At 70.1% G+C, this 18,148-nt stretch carries 16 protein-coding genes; 10 read left to right on the top strand and 6 right to left on the bottom strand.

What is annotated here, in order from left to right; all coding sequences use genetic code 11:
* Nucleotide 1 precedes the first annotated feature (1 nt).
* From serS to OG385_RS15730, 5 genes are all read left to right on the top strand, one after another.
* Nucleotides 2-1,279 (top strand): serine--tRNA ligase, encoded by a 1,278-nt coding sequence (serS, locus tag OG385_RS15750; protein ID WP_266855292.1) that lies wholly within the window; start codon nt 2-4, stop codon nt 1,277-1,279.
* A complete protein-coding gene (locus OG385_RS15745; protein WP_266855291.1) occupies nt 1,276-2,088 on the top strand; it encodes an HAD family hydrolase in 813 nt (270 codons plus the stop codon). Before serS ends, OG385_RS15745 begins: the two co-directional genes overlap by 4 nt.
* Before the next feature lie 269 nt (nt 2,089-2,357).
* The gene (locus tag OG385_RS15740; RefSeq protein WP_266855290.1) at nt 2,358-3,032 is read left to right on the top strand and encodes a FadR/GntR family transcriptional regulator; all 675 of its coding nucleotides are present in this window, start codon (nt 2,358-2,360) and stop codon (nt 3,030-3,032) included.
* A 77-nt stretch (nt 3,033-3,109) separates the two neighbouring features.
* A complete protein-coding gene (locus OG385_RS15735) occupies nt 3,110-4,387 on the top strand; it encodes an MFS transporter (protein WP_266855289.1) in 1,278 nt (425 codons plus the stop codon).
* Between the two features lie 226 nt (nt 4,388-4,613).
* Nucleotides 4,614-5,351 carry a hypothetical protein gene (locus tag OG385_RS15730; RefSeq protein ID WP_266855288.1) on the top strand — a complete coding sequence of 246 codons (738 nt, stop codon included), beginning with the start codon at nt 4,614-4,616 and terminating at the stop codon, nt 5,349-5,351.
* Nucleotides 5,352-5,482: 131 nt separating this feature from the next.
* On the opposite strand, the gene OG385_RS15725 is transcribed toward OG385_RS15730, so the two are convergent.
* Genes OG385_RS15725 through OG385_RS15710 form a run of 4 tightly spaced genes read right to left on the bottom strand, consistent with a single transcriptional unit; the run spans nt 5,483 to nt 9,019 of the window.
* Nucleotides 5,483-6,202: an ABC transporter permease gene (locus OG385_RS15725; protein ID WP_266855287.1), complete on the bottom strand. Its 720-nt coding sequence runs from the start codon at nt 6,200-6,202 to the stop codon at nt 5,483-5,485.
* A gap of 17 nt (nt 6,203-6,219) precedes the next feature.
* On the bottom strand, nt 6,220-7,131 hold the full coding sequence (locus OG385_RS15720; protein WP_266855286.1) for an ABC transporter ATP-binding protein: 912 nt from the start codon (nt 7,129-7,131) through the stop codon (nt 6,220-6,222).
* Entirely contained in the window at nt 7,128-8,009 is an 882-nt protein-coding gene (locus tag OG385_RS15715; protein WP_266855285.1) for an ABC transporter permease, read from the bottom strand. Before OG385_RS15715 ends, OG385_RS15720 begins: the two co-directional genes overlap by 4 nt.
* Nucleotides 8,006-9,019, bottom strand: coding sequence for an ABC transporter ATP-binding protein (locus OG385_RS15710; RefSeq protein WP_266860901.1), 1,014 nt, complete (start codon nt 9,017-9,019; stop codon nt 8,006-8,008). Before OG385_RS15710 ends, OG385_RS15715 begins: the two co-directional genes overlap by 4 nt.
* A 361-nt stretch (nt 9,020-9,380) precedes the next feature.
* Here OG385_RS15710 and OG385_RS15705 point away from each other — a divergent pair, with 361 nt between their 5' ends.
* The 4 genes from OG385_RS15705 to OG385_RS15690 all read left to right on the top strand — a co-directional run bounded on the left by OG385_RS15705 (nt 9,381) and on the right by OG385_RS15690 (nt 14,213).
* A complete protein-coding gene (locus OG385_RS15705) occupies nt 9,381-10,280 on the top strand; it encodes a M24 family metallopeptidase (RefSeq protein ID WP_266855284.1) in 900 nt (299 codons plus the stop codon).
* Nucleotides 10,277-12,055, top strand: coding sequence for an SDR family oxidoreductase (locus tag OG385_RS15700; RefSeq protein WP_266855283.1), 1,779 nt, complete (start codon nt 10,277-10,279; stop codon nt 12,053-12,055). Before OG385_RS15705 ends, OG385_RS15700 begins: the two co-directional genes overlap by 4 nt.
* Before the next feature lie 26 nt (nt 12,056-12,081).
* Nucleotides 12,082-13,020: a metal-dependent hydrolase gene (locus tag OG385_RS15695; RefSeq protein WP_266860899.1), complete on the top strand. Its 939-nt coding sequence runs from the start codon at nt 12,082-12,084 to the stop codon at nt 13,018-13,020.
* Nucleotides 13,021-13,268: 248 nt separating this feature from the next.
* Nucleotides 13,269-14,213, top strand: coding sequence for a MerR family transcriptional regulator (locus tag OG385_RS15690; protein WP_266860897.1), 945 nt, complete (start codon nt 13,269-13,271; stop codon nt 14,211-14,213).
* A gap of 175 nt (nt 14,214-14,388) precedes the next feature.
* Here OG385_RS15690 and OG385_RS15685 read toward each other — a convergent pair whose 3' ends face one another.
* Entirely contained in the window at nt 14,389-15,303 is a 915-nt protein-coding gene (locus OG385_RS15685; protein WP_266855282.1) for an LLM class flavin-dependent oxidoreductase, read from the bottom strand.
* A gap of 214 nt (nt 15,304-15,517) precedes the next feature.
* Between OG385_RS15685 and OG385_RS15680 the strand changes: the two genes are divergently transcribed.
* The gene (locus tag OG385_RS15680; protein WP_266855281.1) at nt 15,518-16,372 is read left to right on the top strand and encodes an HAD-IIB family hydrolase; all 855 of its coding nucleotides are present in this window, start codon (nt 15,518-15,520) and stop codon (nt 16,370-16,372) included.
* Nucleotides 16,373-16,392: 20 nt separating this feature from the next.
* On the opposite strand, the gene OG385_RS15675 is transcribed toward OG385_RS15680, so the two are convergent.
* Nucleotides 16,393-18,129 carry a GAF domain-containing protein gene (locus tag OG385_RS15675; RefSeq protein WP_266855280.1) on the bottom strand — a complete coding sequence of 579 codons (1,737 nt, stop codon included), beginning with the start codon at nt 18,127-18,129 and terminating at the stop codon, nt 16,393-16,395.
* Between the last annotated feature and the right edge of the window lie 19 nt (nt 18,130-18,148).

Below are 18,148 nucleotides of genomic sequence, written 5' to 3'. Positions count from 1 at the left end.
GGTGATTGACCTTCGCCTGCTCCGTGAGGACCCCGACCGTGTTCGCGCCTCCCAGCGCGCCCGTGGAGAGGACGTCGCTCTTGTCGACGCCCTGCTCTCCGCCGACGAGCGGCGCAGGTCGTCCGGACTCCGGTTCGACGAACTCCGCTCCGAGCAGAAGACGCTCGGCAAGCTGATCCCCAAGGCCTCGGGTGACGAGAAGGCCGAGCTGCTCAAGAAGACGGGGCAGCTCGCAGCCTCCGTCAAGGCGGCCGACGCCGAGCAGAACGAGGCCGACGAGGAGACCAAGCGCCTGCTGCTCCAGCTCGGCAACCTGGTCCACCCCGACGTCCCGGTCGGCGGCGAGGAGGACTTCACCGTCCTGGAGACACACGGGACCATCCGCGACTTCGCGGCCGAGGGCTTCGAGCCCAAGGACCACCTGGAGCTCGGCGAGGCCCTGCGGGCCATCGACACGGAGCGCGGCGCGAAGGTGTCGGGCTCGCGCTTCTACTACATGACGGGCATCGGCGCGCTGCTCGAACTGGCCCTGGTCAACGCGGCGGTCGCGCAGGCCACCGAGGCCGGGTTCATCCCGATGCTGACACCGGCGCTGGTCCGCCCGCGCGCCATGGAGGGCACCGGCTTCCTCGGCCAGGCAGCCGAGAACGTCTACCACCTGGAGAAGGACGACTACTACCTGGTGGGCACCTCCGAGGTCCCCCTCGCCGCGTACCACATGGACGAGATCATCGACGCCGGTGAACTGCCGCTGCGGTACGCGGGGTTCTCGCCCTGCTACCGCCGCGAGGCCGGCACGTACGGGAAGGACACCCGGGGCATTTTCCGGGTGCACCAGTTCAACAAGGTCGAGATGTTCTCGTACGTGCACCCCGACGACGCGGCCGCCGAGCACCAGCGGCTCCTGGAGTGGGAGAAGCAGTGGCTGACCAGCCTTGAGCTGCCCTTCCAGGTGATCGACGTGGCGACCGGCGACCTGGGCTCTTCGGCCTCCAGGAAGTTCGACTGTGAAGCGTGGATCCCGACGCAGGGCAAGTACCGCGAGCTGACGTCGGCGTCCAACTGCGACGGCTTCCAGGCGCGGCGCCTGTCGGTCCGGATGCGCGACGGCAAGAAGGTCCAGCCGCTGGCGACGCTCAACGGCACGCTCTGCGCCGTACCGCGCACCATCGTGGCGATCCTGGAGAACCACCAGCTCGCCGACGGCTCGGTCCGGGTCCCGCCGGTGCTGCGGCCCTACCTCGGCGGACGAGAGACTCTGGAGCCCACGTCCAAGTGACGACCCCCGCTCTGCCCTACCGGTTGATCGCGACCGACCTCGACGGCACGCTGCTGCGTGACGACGGTTCGGTCTCCGAGCGCACCCGCGCCGCACTGACCGCGGTGACGGCGGCGGGGGCGGCGCACATCATCGTCACGGGCCGGGCGGCTCCATGGACCCGGCACATCCTCGACAGCCTCGGTTACGAGGGCCTCGCGGTGTGTGCGCAGGGGGCGCAGGTCTATCACGCGGGTGAGCACCGGCTGCTCACCTCCGTCACCCTGGACCGCAAGCTGGCCGCCGTCGCGCTCGCCAAGATCGAGACGGAGACCGGTCCGCTGGCGCTGGCCGTGAGCCAGGACGGCCTCGACGGCGAAGTGCTGGTGGGCGCCGGCTACCGGACGAGTGAGGGTCTGCTGGCCGTGGCGCGGTTCGAGGACCGGGACGAGCTGTGGTCCGCGCCGATCAACAAGGTCTACATACAGCACCCGGAGCTGAGCGACGACGCGCTGGCGGAGATCGTGCGGCAGTCCGTCGGGAACCTGGTGGACGTGGTCATGGCGGGTGAGGGCGTGGTCGAGATCCTGCCGCTCGGGCTGAGCAAGGCGAAGGGCCTGTCGCTGGCAGCCCGGCGCCTGAAGCTCACGGCCGCGGACACGATCGCCTTCGGGGACATGCCCAACGACATCCCGATGTTCGGCTGGGCGGCGCACGGGGTGGCGATGGCCAACGCCCATCACTCCCTGAAGGCCGTGGCGGACGAGGTCACCACGTCCAACGAGGACGACGGCATCGCTGTGGTACTGGAACGGCTGCTCCAGGGCTGAACGGCTGGGGGGCGCCCGGGGGTTCGGCTGGCCCGGACATCCGGTGGGTGGCGCGGGTGACCGGTGGCCGGGTGATCCGGTGGCGGGGTGATCCGGTGGCCGGGTAGCCAGCCGGCCGGGTGCCCGACCGGCCGGGTGATCGGTAGAACACATGGGCGGCTGGTCCGGTCGACCTCCGACCCCTTGGGTCAGTTGTAGGATGACTGGGCAACCGGGTGACCCGGATACCACGCTCGATGAACAAGGCTCAACGAACAAGGGGCGACGAGATGGCACTGCGTGCGGCAGGACGGCACTCCCTCGTGGACACCGTCGTCCAACAACTGCGGGACCAGCTGACCGACGGGGAGTGGTCCGTGGGCGACCGCATTCCCACCGAGCACGACCTCGCCGAGCAGCTCGGCGTGGGACGTAACACCGTCCGCGAGGCGGTACGCGTCCTGGTGCACGCCGGGCTCCTGGAGTCCCGCCAGGGCAACGGCACCTTCGTACGCTCCACCGCCGACCCCTCCGCCGTTCTCCGCACGATGAGCCACGCGGGCGTGCTGGACATCCTGGAGCTGCGGGTCGCCCTGGAGACGGAGGCCGCCAGGCTGGCAGCCGTCCGCAGGGACGCGGCGGACCTCGACTGGCTGCGCGAAGCCCTCGGCACCCTCCACGAGCACGGCGACCGGGCGGCCGACGCCGACCTCGCCTTCCACCTGGGGGTGGTGGAGGCCACGCACAACACCACGTTCGCCGAGGTCTACCGCTTCTTCTCGACCCAGATGCACGAATCCCTGGTCGCCGCCCTCGGCGACCAGCAGATGCCGCCGATCGACATCACCGCCCACGAGGCCCTGGTGGACGCGATCGAGAGCGGTGACCCGGCAGCGGCGGAACAGGCTGCCCGCGCACTGCTCCAGGTACCGATGGATGTCGTCCGCCGACTGGTGGGCCGCTGACCAGGCGCCCCACCCGCCCCGCCCTGCCACCCGCAGCACCACCGACACACGAAGAGAAACGCTGAGAGGTGCCTGACGTGCCCCGCCCGGACCTGGATCAACTGCTTCCCGACGCCGAGGCCGACGTCCGGCCGTCCCGCGAGGGGGCCGCCGCACGGCGCGCCCTGATCGCCCACCCCGCGGTGCTCTTCATCGGCATCGTGCTGGCCTCGCTCAACATGCGGGCGGCGCTGGCGAGCGTGTCACCTCTCATCGGCGAGATCAGCAGCACGTTCGGCCTCTCGTCGACGGCGTCGAGCCTGGTCACCTCCGTGCCGGTGCTGTTCCTCGGAGTGGGCGCGATGATCGCCCCGTGGCTGGCCCGCCGGTTCGGTACCGAGGTGGTTCTGCTGTGCGCGCTGGTCCTGCTCGGCGTCGGCATTCTGGTCCGGGTCCTGCCGTCCGTGTTCGCCCTGTACGGCGGCGGAGTGCTGGCCGGCACCGCGATAGCCCTGCTGAACGTCCTGATGCCGGGGCTGATCAAGCGGGACTTCCCGGACCGGGCCGCGTCGATGACCTCCGTCTACACCGGCGCGATGATCGGCGGCGCCACCCTCTGCGCCGCGGCCTCGGTCCCGCTGGAGAAGGCGTTCGGAAACAGCTGGCAGGCGTCGCTGGCCTTCTGGTCGCTGCTGGCCGTGGTCGCCGCGGTGGCATGGCTGCCGCAGGTGCTGATCGCCCGCGGCCGTACCGGCCACGAGGTACGCGTCACGCCGGCGCACACGGGACCGGCCAGGAGCATCTGGCGGTCGGCGCTGGCCTGGCAGGTCACGCTGTTCATGGGCCTCCAGTCGCTCTGGTCGTACGTGCTGATCGCCTGGATGCCGACGATCTTCACGGACCACGGGATGAGCCGCTCGACAGCGGGCGTGATCTTCGCGTTCAACAACCTGATCCAGGTAGCCGGGGCCTTCGGCGTACCGCTGCTGGCCGGCCGTATGCGCCGTCAGCGCCCGCTGATCGTGCTGGTCACCTCGATGGTGGCGGTCGGCTACGCGGGCCTGATGATCGCCCCGGTGTCGGGTGCCTGGCTGTGGTCGGCCGTGCTGGGTGTCGGGCAGGGCGGCGCGGTGGGGCTGGCCCTGACGCTGATCGTGCTGCGGTCCGGCGACGCGCAGACGGCGGCGCGGCTGTCCGGGATGGCGCAGACGATCGGCTACCTCCTCGCCGCGGTCGGCCCGCTCACGGCCGGCGCCGTGTACCAGGCGACGGGCAGTTGGACCCTGCCGATCGCGCTGGTGCTCGGGGTGTGCGCGGCGGCCCTGGTGGTGGGCCTGTTCGCGGCCCGGGACAGGAAGGTCCAGACCGTCGGGTGAGGGTGGGCGCGTGACTTGTACGACTGTCAGGTCGTTGGTCAGTGCGCGTGGAGGCAACTGGGGTTCGAGGCGACGAGAGCGCGTGAAGTCGGGGAGTGCCGGTGCCGAGGCGGAAGCCGGGCCGGTCATTGAGTACGTGACGTAGATGAGCGGATCTCCACCCCTGAAGCCCGGGGAGAGGGCCGTCACTGTCATGCACGAATGACCATGAACGGCAGGCTCATCCATGCCAACCGAAATCGCCCTGCTCGAATCGCGCGCGCTGCGCGCGGACCATCTGGGGCGCGTCGACGTCCTGGACAAGGTCAAGGCGCTCGCACTGCTGCCGGACGGGATTCATCTCCGTACCCAGGATGTGGCGCGGTACTTCGACGTATCCACAGAGGTCATCAAGAAGGTGACCCAACGGCACCGTGAGGAGCTCGCCTCAAACGGACTGCGCGTCCTGCAAGGCTCTGACCTCGAAGAATTCAAGGGGGACAACCTGTCCCCCTTGCCCTGGCACGGCCTGAGTTATCCACAGCCCCGGTCGGGCCTCACGGTTCACACCCGGCGGACTGTCCTCAACATCGCCATGCTGCTGCGCGACAGCGAAGTCGCCCGTCGCGTGCGGAGCTACCTCCTCGACACCGAGGAGCAGCACCGGGCGCCGGCGTCGGACCCCCGTTTCGACGGGCTCGACCGCCGCGTCACCCAGCTGGAGTCCGCGATGACCGAGGCCGGCCACGCGCTACAGGAGCTGGGCCCCGTGCTGGCCCGGATGTCGGATCGCCTGGAGGTCGTGTCGGACCGCCTGGAGTCGCTGGACCGACGGCTCGACGCCACGAACCGCGTCGTCGGCGCCATGAGCGTACGGCTGTCTGATCTCAGCGAGGACACAGCTGAGATCAAGCGCCATCTGCCGCACCCGGCAGACCAGGCACCACAGCAATGCCGGCAGCGCCGACGTCGTCGCCGGCGCTGAAAGGAAGAGCCCCGCACAGCAAGCCCGAAAGAAACCCGGCAGAAACCCGAGGGAAGCCCGAGAGAAGCCCGGCAAAGAGCCGGGGGGCGGGAGCGACGGGGTGCCCGTCGCTCCCGCCCCCGGCCCCGGTCTCACTCCTCGCCGGCCAGCGTCAGCCGTCGCAGTTTCTGTCCCGCGTACCAGGTGGCGAGCACAGTGACCCCCGCCAGCAGCACCACGGCCAGGGGCAGTCCGACATCCGAGCTGATCGCACCCGGCGCGCCGATCTTCTCCGCCAGGGCGAGCGACCACTGCTGGATGCTCAGGGTGCGCGCACCCGGTACCAGGTTGCCGAACAGACCCTCCCAGACCAGCGCGTAGACAAGACCTGCGACCACCGCGTGCCGGGTGACCGTGCCCAGGAGCAGGAAGACCGAGGCGTACGCGATGGACGCGACCAGCGCGGCGACCGTGTAGGCGATCGCGATCTGCTGGCCGTTGCCGTTGAGGATCAGGCCCGCGATCAGGGTCGGAATCGCGGAGAACGCCATCGTCACGGCGATCGCCACGATGAGCTTGGTGAAGATGATCGTGGGGCGCTTCACCGGTTTGGCCAGCAGATAGACGATCGAACCGTCGTCGATCTCCGGGCCGATCGCACCCGTACCCGCGATGACACCGATCAGCGGCACCATCGTGGCCATGGCGAACCCGCCGAGCACATCGGCGGCGACCTGGTCGTCGGCGCCGCTGAAGGTGCGTACCGCGGCGGCGATCACGATCAGCAGTGCGGGCAGCACGAACAGGATCGCGGCCCGGCGGCGGCCGAGCAGGGCCCGGTAGGTGAGCCGGGCGACTGTGGGGTTGTACATGGGCGTCACAGCTCCTTTCAGGCCGCTACGAGGTACGAGAAGACCGATTCCAGGGACTCGTCCGACGGCGAGACGGTGAGGAGCCGGATGCCGTGTTCACGGGCGACGCGCGGCAGCAGCGCCGTGAACCGGCCGAAGTCGACCGCCTGGATGCGCAGCGCGCCCTCCGTGACGTCCACCTCGATACCGGCGGTCGACGGGTCGGCGATCAGCGCGGCGGCGAGGGCCCGGTCGTCGCTGGACCGTACGAGATAGCGGTGCGGCCGGTCCGTCATCAGACGGCGGATCCGGCGGAAGTCACCGGACGCGGCATGGCGGCCCGCCACGATCACCTCGATGTGCGAGGCGAGTTGCTCGACCTCCTCCAGGATGTGCGAGGAGAAGAGCACCGTGCGGCCCTCCGCGCCCATCCGCCGCAGCAGTTCCATCAGCTGCATGCGCTGGCGGGGGTCCATGCCGTTGAAGGGCTCGTCGAGCAGCAGCACGCTGGGGTTGTGGACGAGGGCGGACGCCATCTTCACGCGCTGCCGCATGCCCTTGCTGTACGTCGCGATCTTGCGGTCCTGCGCGGGCTCCATCTCGACGGTGGCGAGCGCCTGTTGTGCGGCGCGTTCGTCGAGGCCGTGCAGTTCGGCGTTGGCGACGACGAATTCGCGGCCGGTGAGGAAGTCGTACATCCCCTCCCGCTCCGGCACGATCCCGATCTGCCGGTAGACGCTCTCGTTCCGCCAGATCGGCGCGCCGTCGAGGGTCACCGTGCCCGTCGACGGGGCGAGGAATCCGCCCATCATGTTGATGAGAGTGGACTTGCCGGCGCCGTTGGGGCCGAGAAGTCCGGTCACCCCGGGGCCGACCGTCATGGTGATGTCGTTGACCGCCACCACGTTGCCGAACCAGCGCGAGGTGTGGTCGATGTTGATCGTGGTCACAGCCCGACCTTCCGGTAGCGGCGCATCAGGACGGCGTACGAGCCGGCGATGAGCGCGAGAACGACGAGCACATAGACCACGCCGGTCCCCGCTCCGGGGCCGGTCCCGCCCGGGAAGGCCGAGGTGGCGCCGAGGAACGCGGTCTGGACGCCGTCGATCAGCGTGATCGGGGAGAAGAGCCCGAGCCAGCTGACGGCGCCTGCGGCGTCCTGGTTGAAGGCGATGGCCTGCACCGTGGAGACCGCTCCGTACGTGATGGTCAGTACGGCGATGACCGCGGCGACGCCGAAGCCGCGGCGCGGGGTGAGCGCGGCGACCACCAGTGCGATGCCGGAGAACAGCACCGAGAGCAGCGCGACGGAGACCAGTCCCTGGCCGAACCCCTCGGTCTGGTCGGCGAAGTCGAGTTTGGCGAGCAGCGAACCGATGTAGAGGATCACCAGCGGCGCCCCGGTCAGGATGAAGAGGGCCGAGGCCATCGCCGCGTACTTGGCGATGACGTAGTCGACGCGCTCGATGGGCCGGGAGAAGTACAGCGGGATCGACTTGAAGCGCAGATCGCGGGAGACCGCCTGCGGGGCCTGTGCGGCGAGGTACAGCCCGATGACGGCCTGCGTGAGGATGGCGTAGCGGGTGTAGTCGAGCGGCAGGTCCTTGGCCTTCGTCGCCACGGCCACCGCGACGACGATCGCCGCGGGCACGCACATCACCGCGAAGAGGATCATCGGCAGCACCTTGGACTTGGCCGATCGGCCCAGACCGTAGGCGCCGCGCAGCGACTGCGCGAAGAGCGAACGGCGGGCGTAGGCGCGGCCCAGGCGCTGTCCGTCGTAGTTCCGGTATCCGATGTTGTGGATCTGACTGGTCTCGGTACTCATCGCGCCTGCACCTCCTGCTTCTGCTGGCCGGGCTGGGCCGGCGGACGGTTCTGCTGCTGGTCCCGCGACTGGCTCTGCTGGTCGGGGTGGAAGACCTCCGCGATGTGGTGGCGGCGCTGTTCCATCCGTACGAGGCCGAGCCCCAGGTCGGTGACCGTGTCGCGGACCAGGTCGTACGTCTCCTCGCCCGCCGCCTCGACCAGCAGGATGTGGCCCGCGCCCGGCAGCCCCTCCTCCGTGCCCTCGTGCAGTGTCACGCCTGCCGCGGTCAGCGACTCGCGGAGCGCCCGCGTCCCGTCGGGATGGGTGTCGGAGTCGGTGACCTCGACCGCCAGCGTCGTGGTGGTCTGGGTGAAGTCGCTGGTGGAGCTGGAGCGCAGCAGCGAGCCGCCGTCGATGACGACGACGTGGTCGCAGGTCCGCTCCAGCTCGCCGAGCAGGTGCGAGGTGACCAGGACCGAGATGCCGAAGTCGGTGTGCACCCGGCGGATCAGCCCGAGCATGTCGTCGCGGCCGACCGGGTCCAGGCCGTTCGTCGGCTCGTCGAGCAGCACCAGCTGCGGGTCGTGGACCAGCGCCTGGGCCAGCTTCACGCGCTGTTTCATACCGGTCGAGTAGCCGCCGATGGGGCGGTAGCGCTCTTCGTAGAGGCCGACGTGGCGCAGCGTGTCGGCGGTGCGCTCCCGTGCGGCGGTGGGTGGCAGTCCGGACATGCGCGCCATGTGGACGACGAACTCGGTGGCCGAGACGTCGGGCGGCAGGCAGTCGTGCTCGGGCATGTACCCGACGCGCTCACGGATTTCGGCGCCACTGGTGGCGACATCGAGCCCGAGCACGGCGGCCCGGCCCTCCGTGGCGGGGGACAGACCCAGCAGGATCTTGATCAACGTGGACTTGCCGGCTCCGTTGGATCCCACCAGTCCGGTCACACCGGGTCCGATGTCCAGGGAGAGCCGGTCAAGCGCGGTCACCCTCGGGAACCGCTTGCTCAGGCTTTCGGTCGCGATCACAGTCACACTCCGAAGGTAGTGGCGCGGCTCACCCCGGGCGTCAGCCCAGACGGCTGGATCCCTGTCCCCCTCCAGAGGTACGGACCCGTAGGGGCCCGATACGGGAGAGGGAGGGGAGGAGGGAAGAGGGGAAGGGTCTCCGGCGCAGGGGCGGAGGCCAAGGCGCAGGGGCGCAGGGGCGCAGGGGCGGTACGGGCGGCATCTCGGGAGGAGTTGGCCAGAGGAGTTGTCCACAGGTGGTTGTCCACAGGTGGTTGTCCACAGGTAAGGCGGGGCCCTTGACGTAGCCGCCAGGCATTGTCACATTCATCAGTGTCAAGTTACGAGCACGTACCGCACACGGACGGGACGGTCAGGTGGCATGGCCTCAGGGGTGAAAGCAGCAGCGCGGTGGGCAGGTGGCCCGGCCGCACGGCCGGTCGCGCAGGGCAGCGGGGAGCCCGCGCGGCTGCGGGGGTTCAGAGAGGTGCAGACCCTCGCCTACGCCTGCGCGGAGGCTGTCGCCGCACAGCTCAGACCGGGTGTGACCGAGCGCGAAGCGGCGCGGATGCAGCGCGAGTGGCTCTACCGGCGGGGTGTACGGGACTGGTTCCACCTGCCGTTCGCCTGGTTCGGTGACCGCACCGCCTTCGCGGGGTTCAGGGTGCCGCTCCAGTTCTTCCCGACGAACCGGCGGCTCGAAGCCGGGATGCCGTTCATTCTCGACATGGCCCCTGTCTTCCGCGGCTTCACCGCCGATATCGGCTACTCCGGCTGCCTCGGCCTCAACCCCGTGCACGACAAGCTGCTCGCCGACCTGGAAGCGCACCGCGACCTCATCCTTCGGGAGGTCCGCGAAAGACACCCGCTGCGCACGATCTACGAGGACGTGGAGCGGCTGATGACCACTCAGGGGTACGCGAACCGGCACCGCGCCTATCCGTTCGGCGTGATCGCGCACAAGGTCGACGAGGTCAAGGAACGCCGCTGGTCGCCTCATGTGTTCGGGTTCGGCACCCAGTCCCTCAAGGGCTTGGCGAGCGATGCGCTGCACGGCCACCGGGACGGCTGGTCGCCGTTGTGGAGCCCGTACAAGTTCTCCGACCATCCGCCCCGGCCGGGGCTGTGGGCGGTCGAGCCGCACCTCGGATTCCGGGGCACGGGCGCGAAGTTCGAGGAAATCCTGGTCGTCACCGACTCGGCCGACCCCGAGCAGAGCGCCTTCTGGCTGGACGACGATCTGCCGCACGTGCGGCGCTGGGCAGAGGAGAGGGCCGCATGAGCAAGGGAATCATCAAGGGCATCGAAGAAGCGCGCGAGCGCTGGGTGCGGACCGGAGGCATCGAGCTGTGCGTCGCCGAACTGGGCGACCCGGACCGGCCGACCGTACTGCTGGTGCACGGCTATCCGGACAGCAAGGAGGTCTGGACCGAGGTCGCGGCCCGACTGGCCGAACGCTTCCACGTGGTGCTGTACGACGTCCGGGGCCACGGCAGGTCATCGGCGCCGGTACCGCTGCGCGGCGGCTTCACCCTGGAGAAGCTGACCGACGACTTCCTGGCCGTGGCGGACGCGGTCAGCCCGGACGAGCCGGTGCACCTCGTCGGCCACGACTGGGGATCCGTGCAGTCCTGGGAATTCGTGACCGTGCCGCGCACCGAGGGCCGGATCGCGTCGTTCACCTCGATCTCCGGTCCTTCGCTCGACCACTTCGGGCAGTGGATCAAGAAGCGGATGTCCCGGCCGACCCCCCGCAGGACGGCCCAACTCCTCGGCCAGGGTGCCAAGTCCTGGTATGTGTACCTGCTGCATACGCCGGTACTGCCGGAGCTGGCCTGGCGCGGACCGCTCGGCAAACGGTGGCCGAAGATCCTGGAACGGGCCGAGAAGGTGCCGTCCGGCGACTATCCGACGGCCTCGCTGCCGTCGGACGCCGCGCACGGCGCCTGGCTCTACCGTGACAACGTCCGGTCCCGGCTGCGCAGGCCGCGCACCGACGCGTACGCCCACGCCCCCGTCCAGCTGATCACGCCCACCGGCGACGCCTTCCTCTCCGAGCACCTCTACGACGAACTGGAGCACTGGGCACCGCAGTTGACCCGTCGTACCCTGCCTGCCAAGCACTGGGTGCCACGCACCAGGCCGGACCAGGTCGCCGCCTGGATCGGGGACTTCGTCACCGCCAACGAGAGTCCGGGGCCTGCCCCGCAGACGGCGGCGACCGGCGCGTACGCCGACCGTTTCAGCGGCAAGCTCGTCCTGGTGACGGGCGCGGCGAGCGGGATCGGCCGGGCCACCGCCTTCGCGTTCGCCGAATCGGGAGCGCGTGTCGTGGCCGTCGACCGGGACGCGGAAGGGGCCGCGCGCACCGCGGAGATGTCACGGCTGATCGGCTCCCCCGATGCCTGGGGTGAGGCGGTGGACGTCAGCGACGAGCAGGCGATGGAGAAGCTCGCCGAGAAGGTCGCCGCCGAGTACGGGACGGTCGACATCCTGGTCAACAACGCGGGCATCGGTCTCTCCGGCTCCTTCCTGGACACCACGAGCGAGGACTGGAAGCAGGTCCTCGACGTCAATCTGTGGGGTGTCATCCACGGCTGCCGGCTCTTCGGAAAGCAAATGGCGGACCGCGGCCAGGGCGGGCACATCGTCAACACCGCTTCGGCAGCGGCGTACCAGCCGTCGAAGGCACTCCCCGCGTACTCCACGTCCAAGGCCGCCGTACTCATGCTGAGCGAGTGCCTCCGTGCCGAGCTGGCCGGACAGGACATCGGGGTCACCGCGATATGCCCGGGCCTCGTGAACACCAACATCACCTCCACCGCGCGGTTCGCGGGCGTATCGGCGGAGGAGGAGAAGCGCCGGCAGAAGAAGTCGTCCCGGCTGTACGGGCTGCGCAACTACCCGCCGGAGAAAGTGGCCGAAGCGATCCTCTCCGCCGTGGTGAACAACCGGGCGGTGGTGCCGGTGACACCGGAGGCACGCGGCGCCCGCTTCATGTCCCGGTTCGCGCCGAGGGCCCTGCGCGCCGTCGCCCGGATGGAGCCGCCGCTGTGAGCAACGGACAGGCCCCGGAAGCGGACATGGGGCCGCACCCGGAGCCGGGACCCCATGTCATCGCGCCGCGCCGGGTCTCCTTCGACTGGGAGAACACGCCGCTGCACTGGATACCAAACGAGCCCACCGCCACCCATGTGATCAATGTGCTGCATCTGCTGCTCCCGGCGGGCGAGCGGTGGTTCGTGAAGGTCTTCAAGGAGGCTCTGCCGCTCGTCGACGACCCCGGACTGCTCAAGGACGTCAAGGGGTTCATGGGCCAGGAGGCCACGCACAGCGTGCAGCACTCCCATGTCCTGGACCACCTTGCCGCCCAGCGGCTCGACACCGCGGCGTACACCCGGCACGTCGACTTCCTCTTCGAGAAACTGCTCGGCGAGCAGCCACCGCTCGGCATACCGGTCCCGGCGCGGGAGTGGCTCCGCTTCCGGCTGTCGCTGGTCGCCGCGATCGAGCAGTTCACCGCGGTCCTCGGGGACTGGGTGCTGGGCGCCGACGCACTCGACAGGGCAGGGTCCGACGCCGTCATGCTCGATCTGCTGCGCTGGCATGGCGCGGAGGAGGTGGAACACCGGGCCGTGGCCTTCGACATGTACCAGCACTGCGGCGGCGAAGGGGTGCCGCGCTATGCCCGGCGGATCGAGGGCATGGCCGTCGTCACTCCGGTACTGCTGTACCTGTGGGTGTGGGGTGCCTCGTATCTCATGCGCCACGACCCCGCTCTCCTGCGCCGGGGCCCCGGGCGCGCGGGCAGGACGCGGTACTCGATGCGCGAGCACAACCGGGCGGTCGCCAAAGGGCTGCTGCCCACCTGGGGCGAGCTGGGCTCGGCGATACCCCGCTACTTCAGGCGGTCGTACCATCCCTCCCAGGAGGGCTCGCTGCGCAGGGCGGTCGAGTACCTCGCAGCCTCGCCGGCCGCCCGCGCGGCGGCAGGCGCGATAGGCCGCGCGGCCCTGCCGTAGCCCTGCCAGGGGAGAAGGCAGAGGGGAAGAAAGCAGAGGGAGGCAGCGTGGCCGGGGTGAGAGCGTCGGAGGTGCCGGCGTCGGAGACGGGAACGTCGGAGGTACCGGCGCCAGAAGTGCGGGCCTCGGAGGTGCCGGCGCACGAAGCAGAAGTGCCGACGCCAGAGGTGCCGACGCCAGAGGTGCCGACGTCAGAGGTGCCGACGCTCGAAGCAGAAGTGCCGACGCCAGAAGTGCGAGCGTCGGAGGTGCGGGCCTCGGAGGCCGGGCCCGAGTACCGGATCGAGGATCTGGCGCACCGCAGCGGCGCCACTGTCCGTACGATCCGCGCGTACCAGGACCGCGGCCTGCTGCCCAAACCGCAGCGGCGCGGCCGGTCCAATGTGTACGGGGACAGCCATCTGGCCAGGCTCCGCCAGATCGCCGAGCTGCTCGACCGCGGCTACACCCTCGCCTCCATCAAGGAACTGCTTGAGGCATGGGACGCCGGGCGCGGTCTCGGCGGGGTGCTGGGGCTGGTCGCCGAGGTCAGCGGCCCGTGGACCGATGAGGAAGCGGACCGGATCTCCCGTGCCGAGCTGGACGCGCGGTTCGGCGGGGTGCCCGACGACGAGGCGGTCGCCGACGCGGTGGCGCTGGGCGTGCTGGAACGGGTGTCCGGCAGCGACGACGAGTTCCTGGTGCCGAGCCCGCAGGAACTGGCTGTGGCTGTGGAGCTGCACGCGGCCGGCGTCCCGCTCAAGGCCATCTCGGTCCATCTGCGGGAGTTGCGCGGCCAGGTCGAGCACATCGCCTCACGCTTCCTGGAGTTCACGACGGAGCACGTCTTCGCGCGCTATCTGACCCCCGCCCGGCCCACCGACGCGCATGTGGCGGAGGCCGCCTCACTGGTACGGCGGCTGCGCCCGCTGGCCCAGCAGAGTGTCGACGCCGAACTGGCCCGGGCCATGAGGCTGTTCGCCACCCGCCATCTCCAGCAGCACCTCGGCCCCGAGAGCCCACCGACTCAACCCGGAGGCCCCTCGTCCGTACCGGTTCCGGCGGCCACGCTCGCTGCGGTGGAGAGGCTGGTGGGCCGGGAGAACGCCGCCGCGTTCATCACCGGCGCCACTGAACGGGAGCTTCAGGCAAGGGCGTTGGACGCGCTGACTCTTCCACAGCAGGAAGTCCGGCAAAACGACCAAAGAACGTAAATCCCCATCCCCTTGTCCACAGAATCGCCAAATAGCCTGTGGATAAGTCCCCTTGCCTGTGGATCATGCCTAACTCAGGGGGCGCAAAAGATAATTCGGATGCACACCGGCGCACGCGCCCCCGGCTCTCGCCCCGCCCCCGGCTCTCGCCCCGGCCTGATGCAAACGGGAGGCCCTAGCTGTTCGGTCCGAGCTGCGCCAGTGCGTCGGTCGCGATCTGCTCGAAGACCTTCTCGTCGGCGGCGAAGATGGTGCCGGGGATCGGCGCGTGGATCACGATCTCGTCGATGCCGAGCGCGAAGTACTTCCCCGCGAAGTCGACGAAGGCGTCCAGGGACTCCATCGGGCGGCTCTCCTCGGGCGTGAAGCCGGTGAGCAGGATCTTCTCCACCTCGGCCGCATCCCTGCCGATCTCTTCGCACGCCGTGCCGAGCCTGCCGATCTGGCCGCGTACGGCTTCGACCGATTCTTCCGGCGTACCCGTCTCGAAGATCTTCGGATCACCCGTCGTCACCCAGCTCTGCCCGTACCGCGCGGCGATCTTCATCCCCCGCGGTCCGGTCGCCGCGACGGCGAAGGGGAGCCTCGGCCGCTGCACACAGCCCGGGATGTTGCGGGCCTCGTCGGCGGAGTAGTGGGTGCCCCGGTGGGAGACCGAGTCCTCGGTCAGCAGCCGGTCCATGAGCGGGACGAACTCGCCGAACCGGTCGGCCCGTTCGCGCGGCGTCCACGGCTCCTGGCCGAGCGCGGTGGCGTCGAAGCCGGTGCCTCCGGCACCGATGCCCAGGGTGACCCGGCCGTCCGAGATGTCGTCCAGCGAGAGCAGATCCTTCGCGAGCGTGACGGGGTGCCGGAAGTTCGGCGAGGTGACCAGCGTGCCGAGCCGGACGCGCGTGGTGGCCGCGGCCGCCGCGGTCAGCGTCGGGACAGCCCCGAACCAGGGCCCGTCGCGGAACGGCACCCGCCAGGAGAGGTGGTCGTAGGTGTACGCGGTGTGGAAGCCCAGCTCCTCGGCGCGCACCCACTGCGCACGGCCACCCTCGCTCCACCGGCGGACGGGAAGAATCACGGTACTCAGACGCATGGCCACGACCCTACGTCGTACGGGTGCCCGCTCCCGGACCGCAGCTGTCGCCGCCTGGCCGGGTCGGTCGCCGACGGGGTCCCGCCACCACCGTGCCCCGGAACCCTCCCTGCCCCGGATCCCGCCCTGATCCGGTCACCGCCCGGCGGCGTGCGTACTCATCTGCGCGCCTCCTCGCACTCCCGTGCGCTCCACGCACTCCGTACGGGAGAATGACCGGGTGACCTCAGCTAACGGCCCCGCCGCCCCCCTCCCGCCCCGGCTGATCGCCACCGACCTGGACGGCACGCTGCTCCGCGACGACAAAACCGTCTCGGCCCGCACCATCGCGGCGCTCGCAGCCGCCGAGGAGGCCGGCATCGACGTCTTCTTCGTCACCGGCCGCCCGGCCCGCTGGATGGACGTCGTCAGCGACCATGTGCACGGCCACGGCCTGGCCATCTGTGGCAACGGCGCCGCCGTGGTCGACCTCCACGGCGACGAGGGCGGGCACATTTTCGTCAGGGTCCTCCCGCTGGAGCGCACCGACGCCCTCGACGTGGTCGCCATCCTGCGGGCCGCCGCCCCGGGCACGTCCTTCGCCGTCGAGCGGACCGGCGGCATCCACCACGAGCCGGGCTACCCGCCCCTGATGTTCGACGCCGCGTCATGCGTCGCGCCCGCCGAGAAACTGCTCGCCACGGACTCCGACCTCGCGGACCAGCCCGTACTGAAGGTGCTGGCCTACCACCCGGAGCTGACACCCGACGACTTCCTCGTCCTGGCCCGTGAAGCTGTCGGCGTCCGCGCCTCGATCACCCGTTCCAGCCCGACCGCACTGCTGGAGATCAGCGGCCCCGGCGTCTCCAAGGCCGGCACGCTGGCGCTGTGCTGTGCTGAGCGCGGCATCTCGCCCGCAGAGGTCGTCGCCTTCGGGGACATGCCGAACGACGTCGAGATGCTGCGGTGGGCGGGCACCTCGTACGCGATGGGCAACGCGCATCCGGAAGCGGTGGCCGCCGCTTCGGGGCGCACGGTCGCGAACAACGACGACGGCGTCGCGGTCGTCATCGAGCAGATCCTGAAGGCCCACTGACCGGGAGGCCGCCCGCACACCTACAGCGGTGCCTCCCACACCACTGCCGTGCCACCGCCCTCATCGCCGAGCCCCGGCCCGTAGGAACTGGATCCGCCCAGCGCCTCCGCGCGCCGGCTGAGATTGCGCAGCCCGCTGCGACGGCCGCCCTCGGGGATGCCGACCCCGTCGTCGGAGACCGTGAGGCGTACCGCAGGGCGACCGTCGTCCAGCTGCGCCGTGGCGTCGACGTCCACCTGGATCCGGGAGGCGGCGGCATGCCGGAACGCGTTGGAGAGCGCCTCCCGCAGCGCCGCGATCAGGTTCTTCCCCGTCAGCTCACCGACCCCTGAGTCGACCGGGCCCACGAAGCGGTGCGTGGGTTTGAACCCCAGCGGTACGGCCGCCATGTTGATCTCGCGCAGCACCCGTCTGCACAGCCCCGACGGAGCTTCGGCGGGCCCCTGCTGCAACGCGAAGATGGCGCTACGGATCTCCTGGATCGTCACATCCAGCTCGCCGACGGCCTTGCCCACACCGTCGCGCACCCCTGGCGCCGCCGACTGACGGTGGGCGCCCTCCAACATCATCCCGGTGGCGAACAGCCGCTGGATGACCAGGTCATGGAGGTCACGGGCGATCCGGTCGCGGTCCTCGAAAACCGCGAGGCGCTCTCTGTCGCGCTGGGCGTCCGCCATCATCAGCGCCAGCGCGGCCTGTGAGGCGAACCGTGAGGCCAGGGAACGTTCGGCCGCCGTGAAGGGCCGGGCGCCGCGTTCGCGCGGCGTGGCCAGTGCGCCCAGCAGACGGCCGCCGCTGTGCAGCGGCAGCAACATGCTCGGCCCGAACCGCCTGCCCATCTCAGTGATCATCCGCGGATCGGACGCCGAGTCGTCCACGAACACCGGAGCGCCCGAGAGCAGTGTCGCCACGACCCCGCTCTCCGGCGGAATGATCAGCCCGAGGACCTGACTGGGGTGGTCGCCGGAGACGGCGACGACCTCAAGTCCGCCCTCCGCGGCAGGCAGCATGACCACTCCGGCGGCAGCGTCCGCCAGGTGGCGCGCCTGTTCGGCGACCACCGTGAGCGCCTCATCCGCGTCGCCGCCGGCCAGCAGTGCCGTGGTGACAGCCACCGAACCGTCGATCCACCGCTCGCGCTGCCGGGCCGCCTCGTACAGCCGGGCGTTGTTGATCGCGATACCGGCCTCGGTGGCCAGGACCTGCACCATGTGCAGATCACCGTCGGTGAACCGGCTGCCGTCGGTCTTCTCCGCGACGTAGAGATTGCCGAAGGTCTCTCCCTGCACCTGCACGGGGGCCCCCAGGAACGTCCGCATCCGCGGATGGTGCGGAGGGAATCCGGCGAATCCCGGGTCGGTCGTCAGATCCGCGAGCCGCACGACGCGGGCATCCTCGATCAGCGCGCCCAGGATCCCGGTGTGCCCGTCCGGGATATGGCCGATCCGTGCGGCCACCTCCTCCGGCACGCCATGGGTGACGAATTCGCTGAGGCCGCCACGCTCCTCGTCCACGACACCGATCGCGGCATAGCGCGCACCGGCCAGCCCTGCGGCGGTCTCGCAGATCCTGTTCAGCGTCGCGTGCAGTTCGAGGCCCGTACCGATGGAGCGCATGGCCTCCAGCAGCTGCGGTACGCGCGCGGTGAACTCGGCGGAGAGCCCGTGCCGACCGAAGTCCTCCGCGGGAGAGTCCTCCCCGGAAGCGTCTTCCGCGGCAGGGTGCTCCGCGGGATCGGTGGGGTCCGGAGCTGACATACCCCAGAGCCTAGTAAGT

Origin of the sequence: Streptomyces sp. NBC_01306 (assembly GCF_026340465.1) — a bacterium.
Lineage (GTDB): Bacteria > Actinomycetota > Actinomycetes > Streptomycetales > Streptomycetaceae > Streptomyces.
This window is presented reverse-complemented; position numbering and strand designations above follow the sequence as displayed.

Bases quoted from the DNA above. Each gene is read 5' to 3' on its own strand.
- OG385_RS15675 (WP_266855280.1), bottom strand. From the start codon at position 18,129: ATGTCAGCTCCGGACCCCACCGATCCCGCGGAGCACCCTGCCGCGGAA.
- OG385_RS15695 (WP_266860899.1), top strand. From the start codon at position 12,082: ATGGGGCCGCACCCGGAGCCGGGACCCCATGTCATCGCGCCGCGCCGG.
- OG385_RS15730 (WP_266855288.1), top strand. From the start codon at position 4,614: ATGCCAACCGAAATCGCCCTGCTCGAATCGCGCGCGCTGCGCGCGGAC.
- OG385_RS15705 (WP_266855284.1), top strand. From the start codon at position 9,381: ATGGCCTCAGGGGTGAAAGCAGCAGCGCGGTGGGCAGGTGGCCCGGCC.
- OG385_RS15725 (WP_266855287.1), bottom strand. From the start codon at position 6,202: ATGTACAACCCCACAGTCGCCCGGCTCACCTACCGGGCCCTGCTCGGC.
- OG385_RS15715 (WP_266855285.1), bottom strand. From the start codon at position 8,009: ATGAGTACCGAGACCAGTCAGATCCACAACATCGGATACCGGAACTAC.
- OG385_RS15700 (WP_266855283.1), top strand. From the start codon at position 10,277: ATGAGCAAGGGAATCATCAAGGGCATCGAAGAAGCGCGCGAGCGCTGG.
- OG385_RS15740 (WP_266855290.1), top strand. From the start codon at position 2,358: ATGGCACTGCGTGCGGCAGGACGGCACTCCCTCGTGGACACCGTCGTC.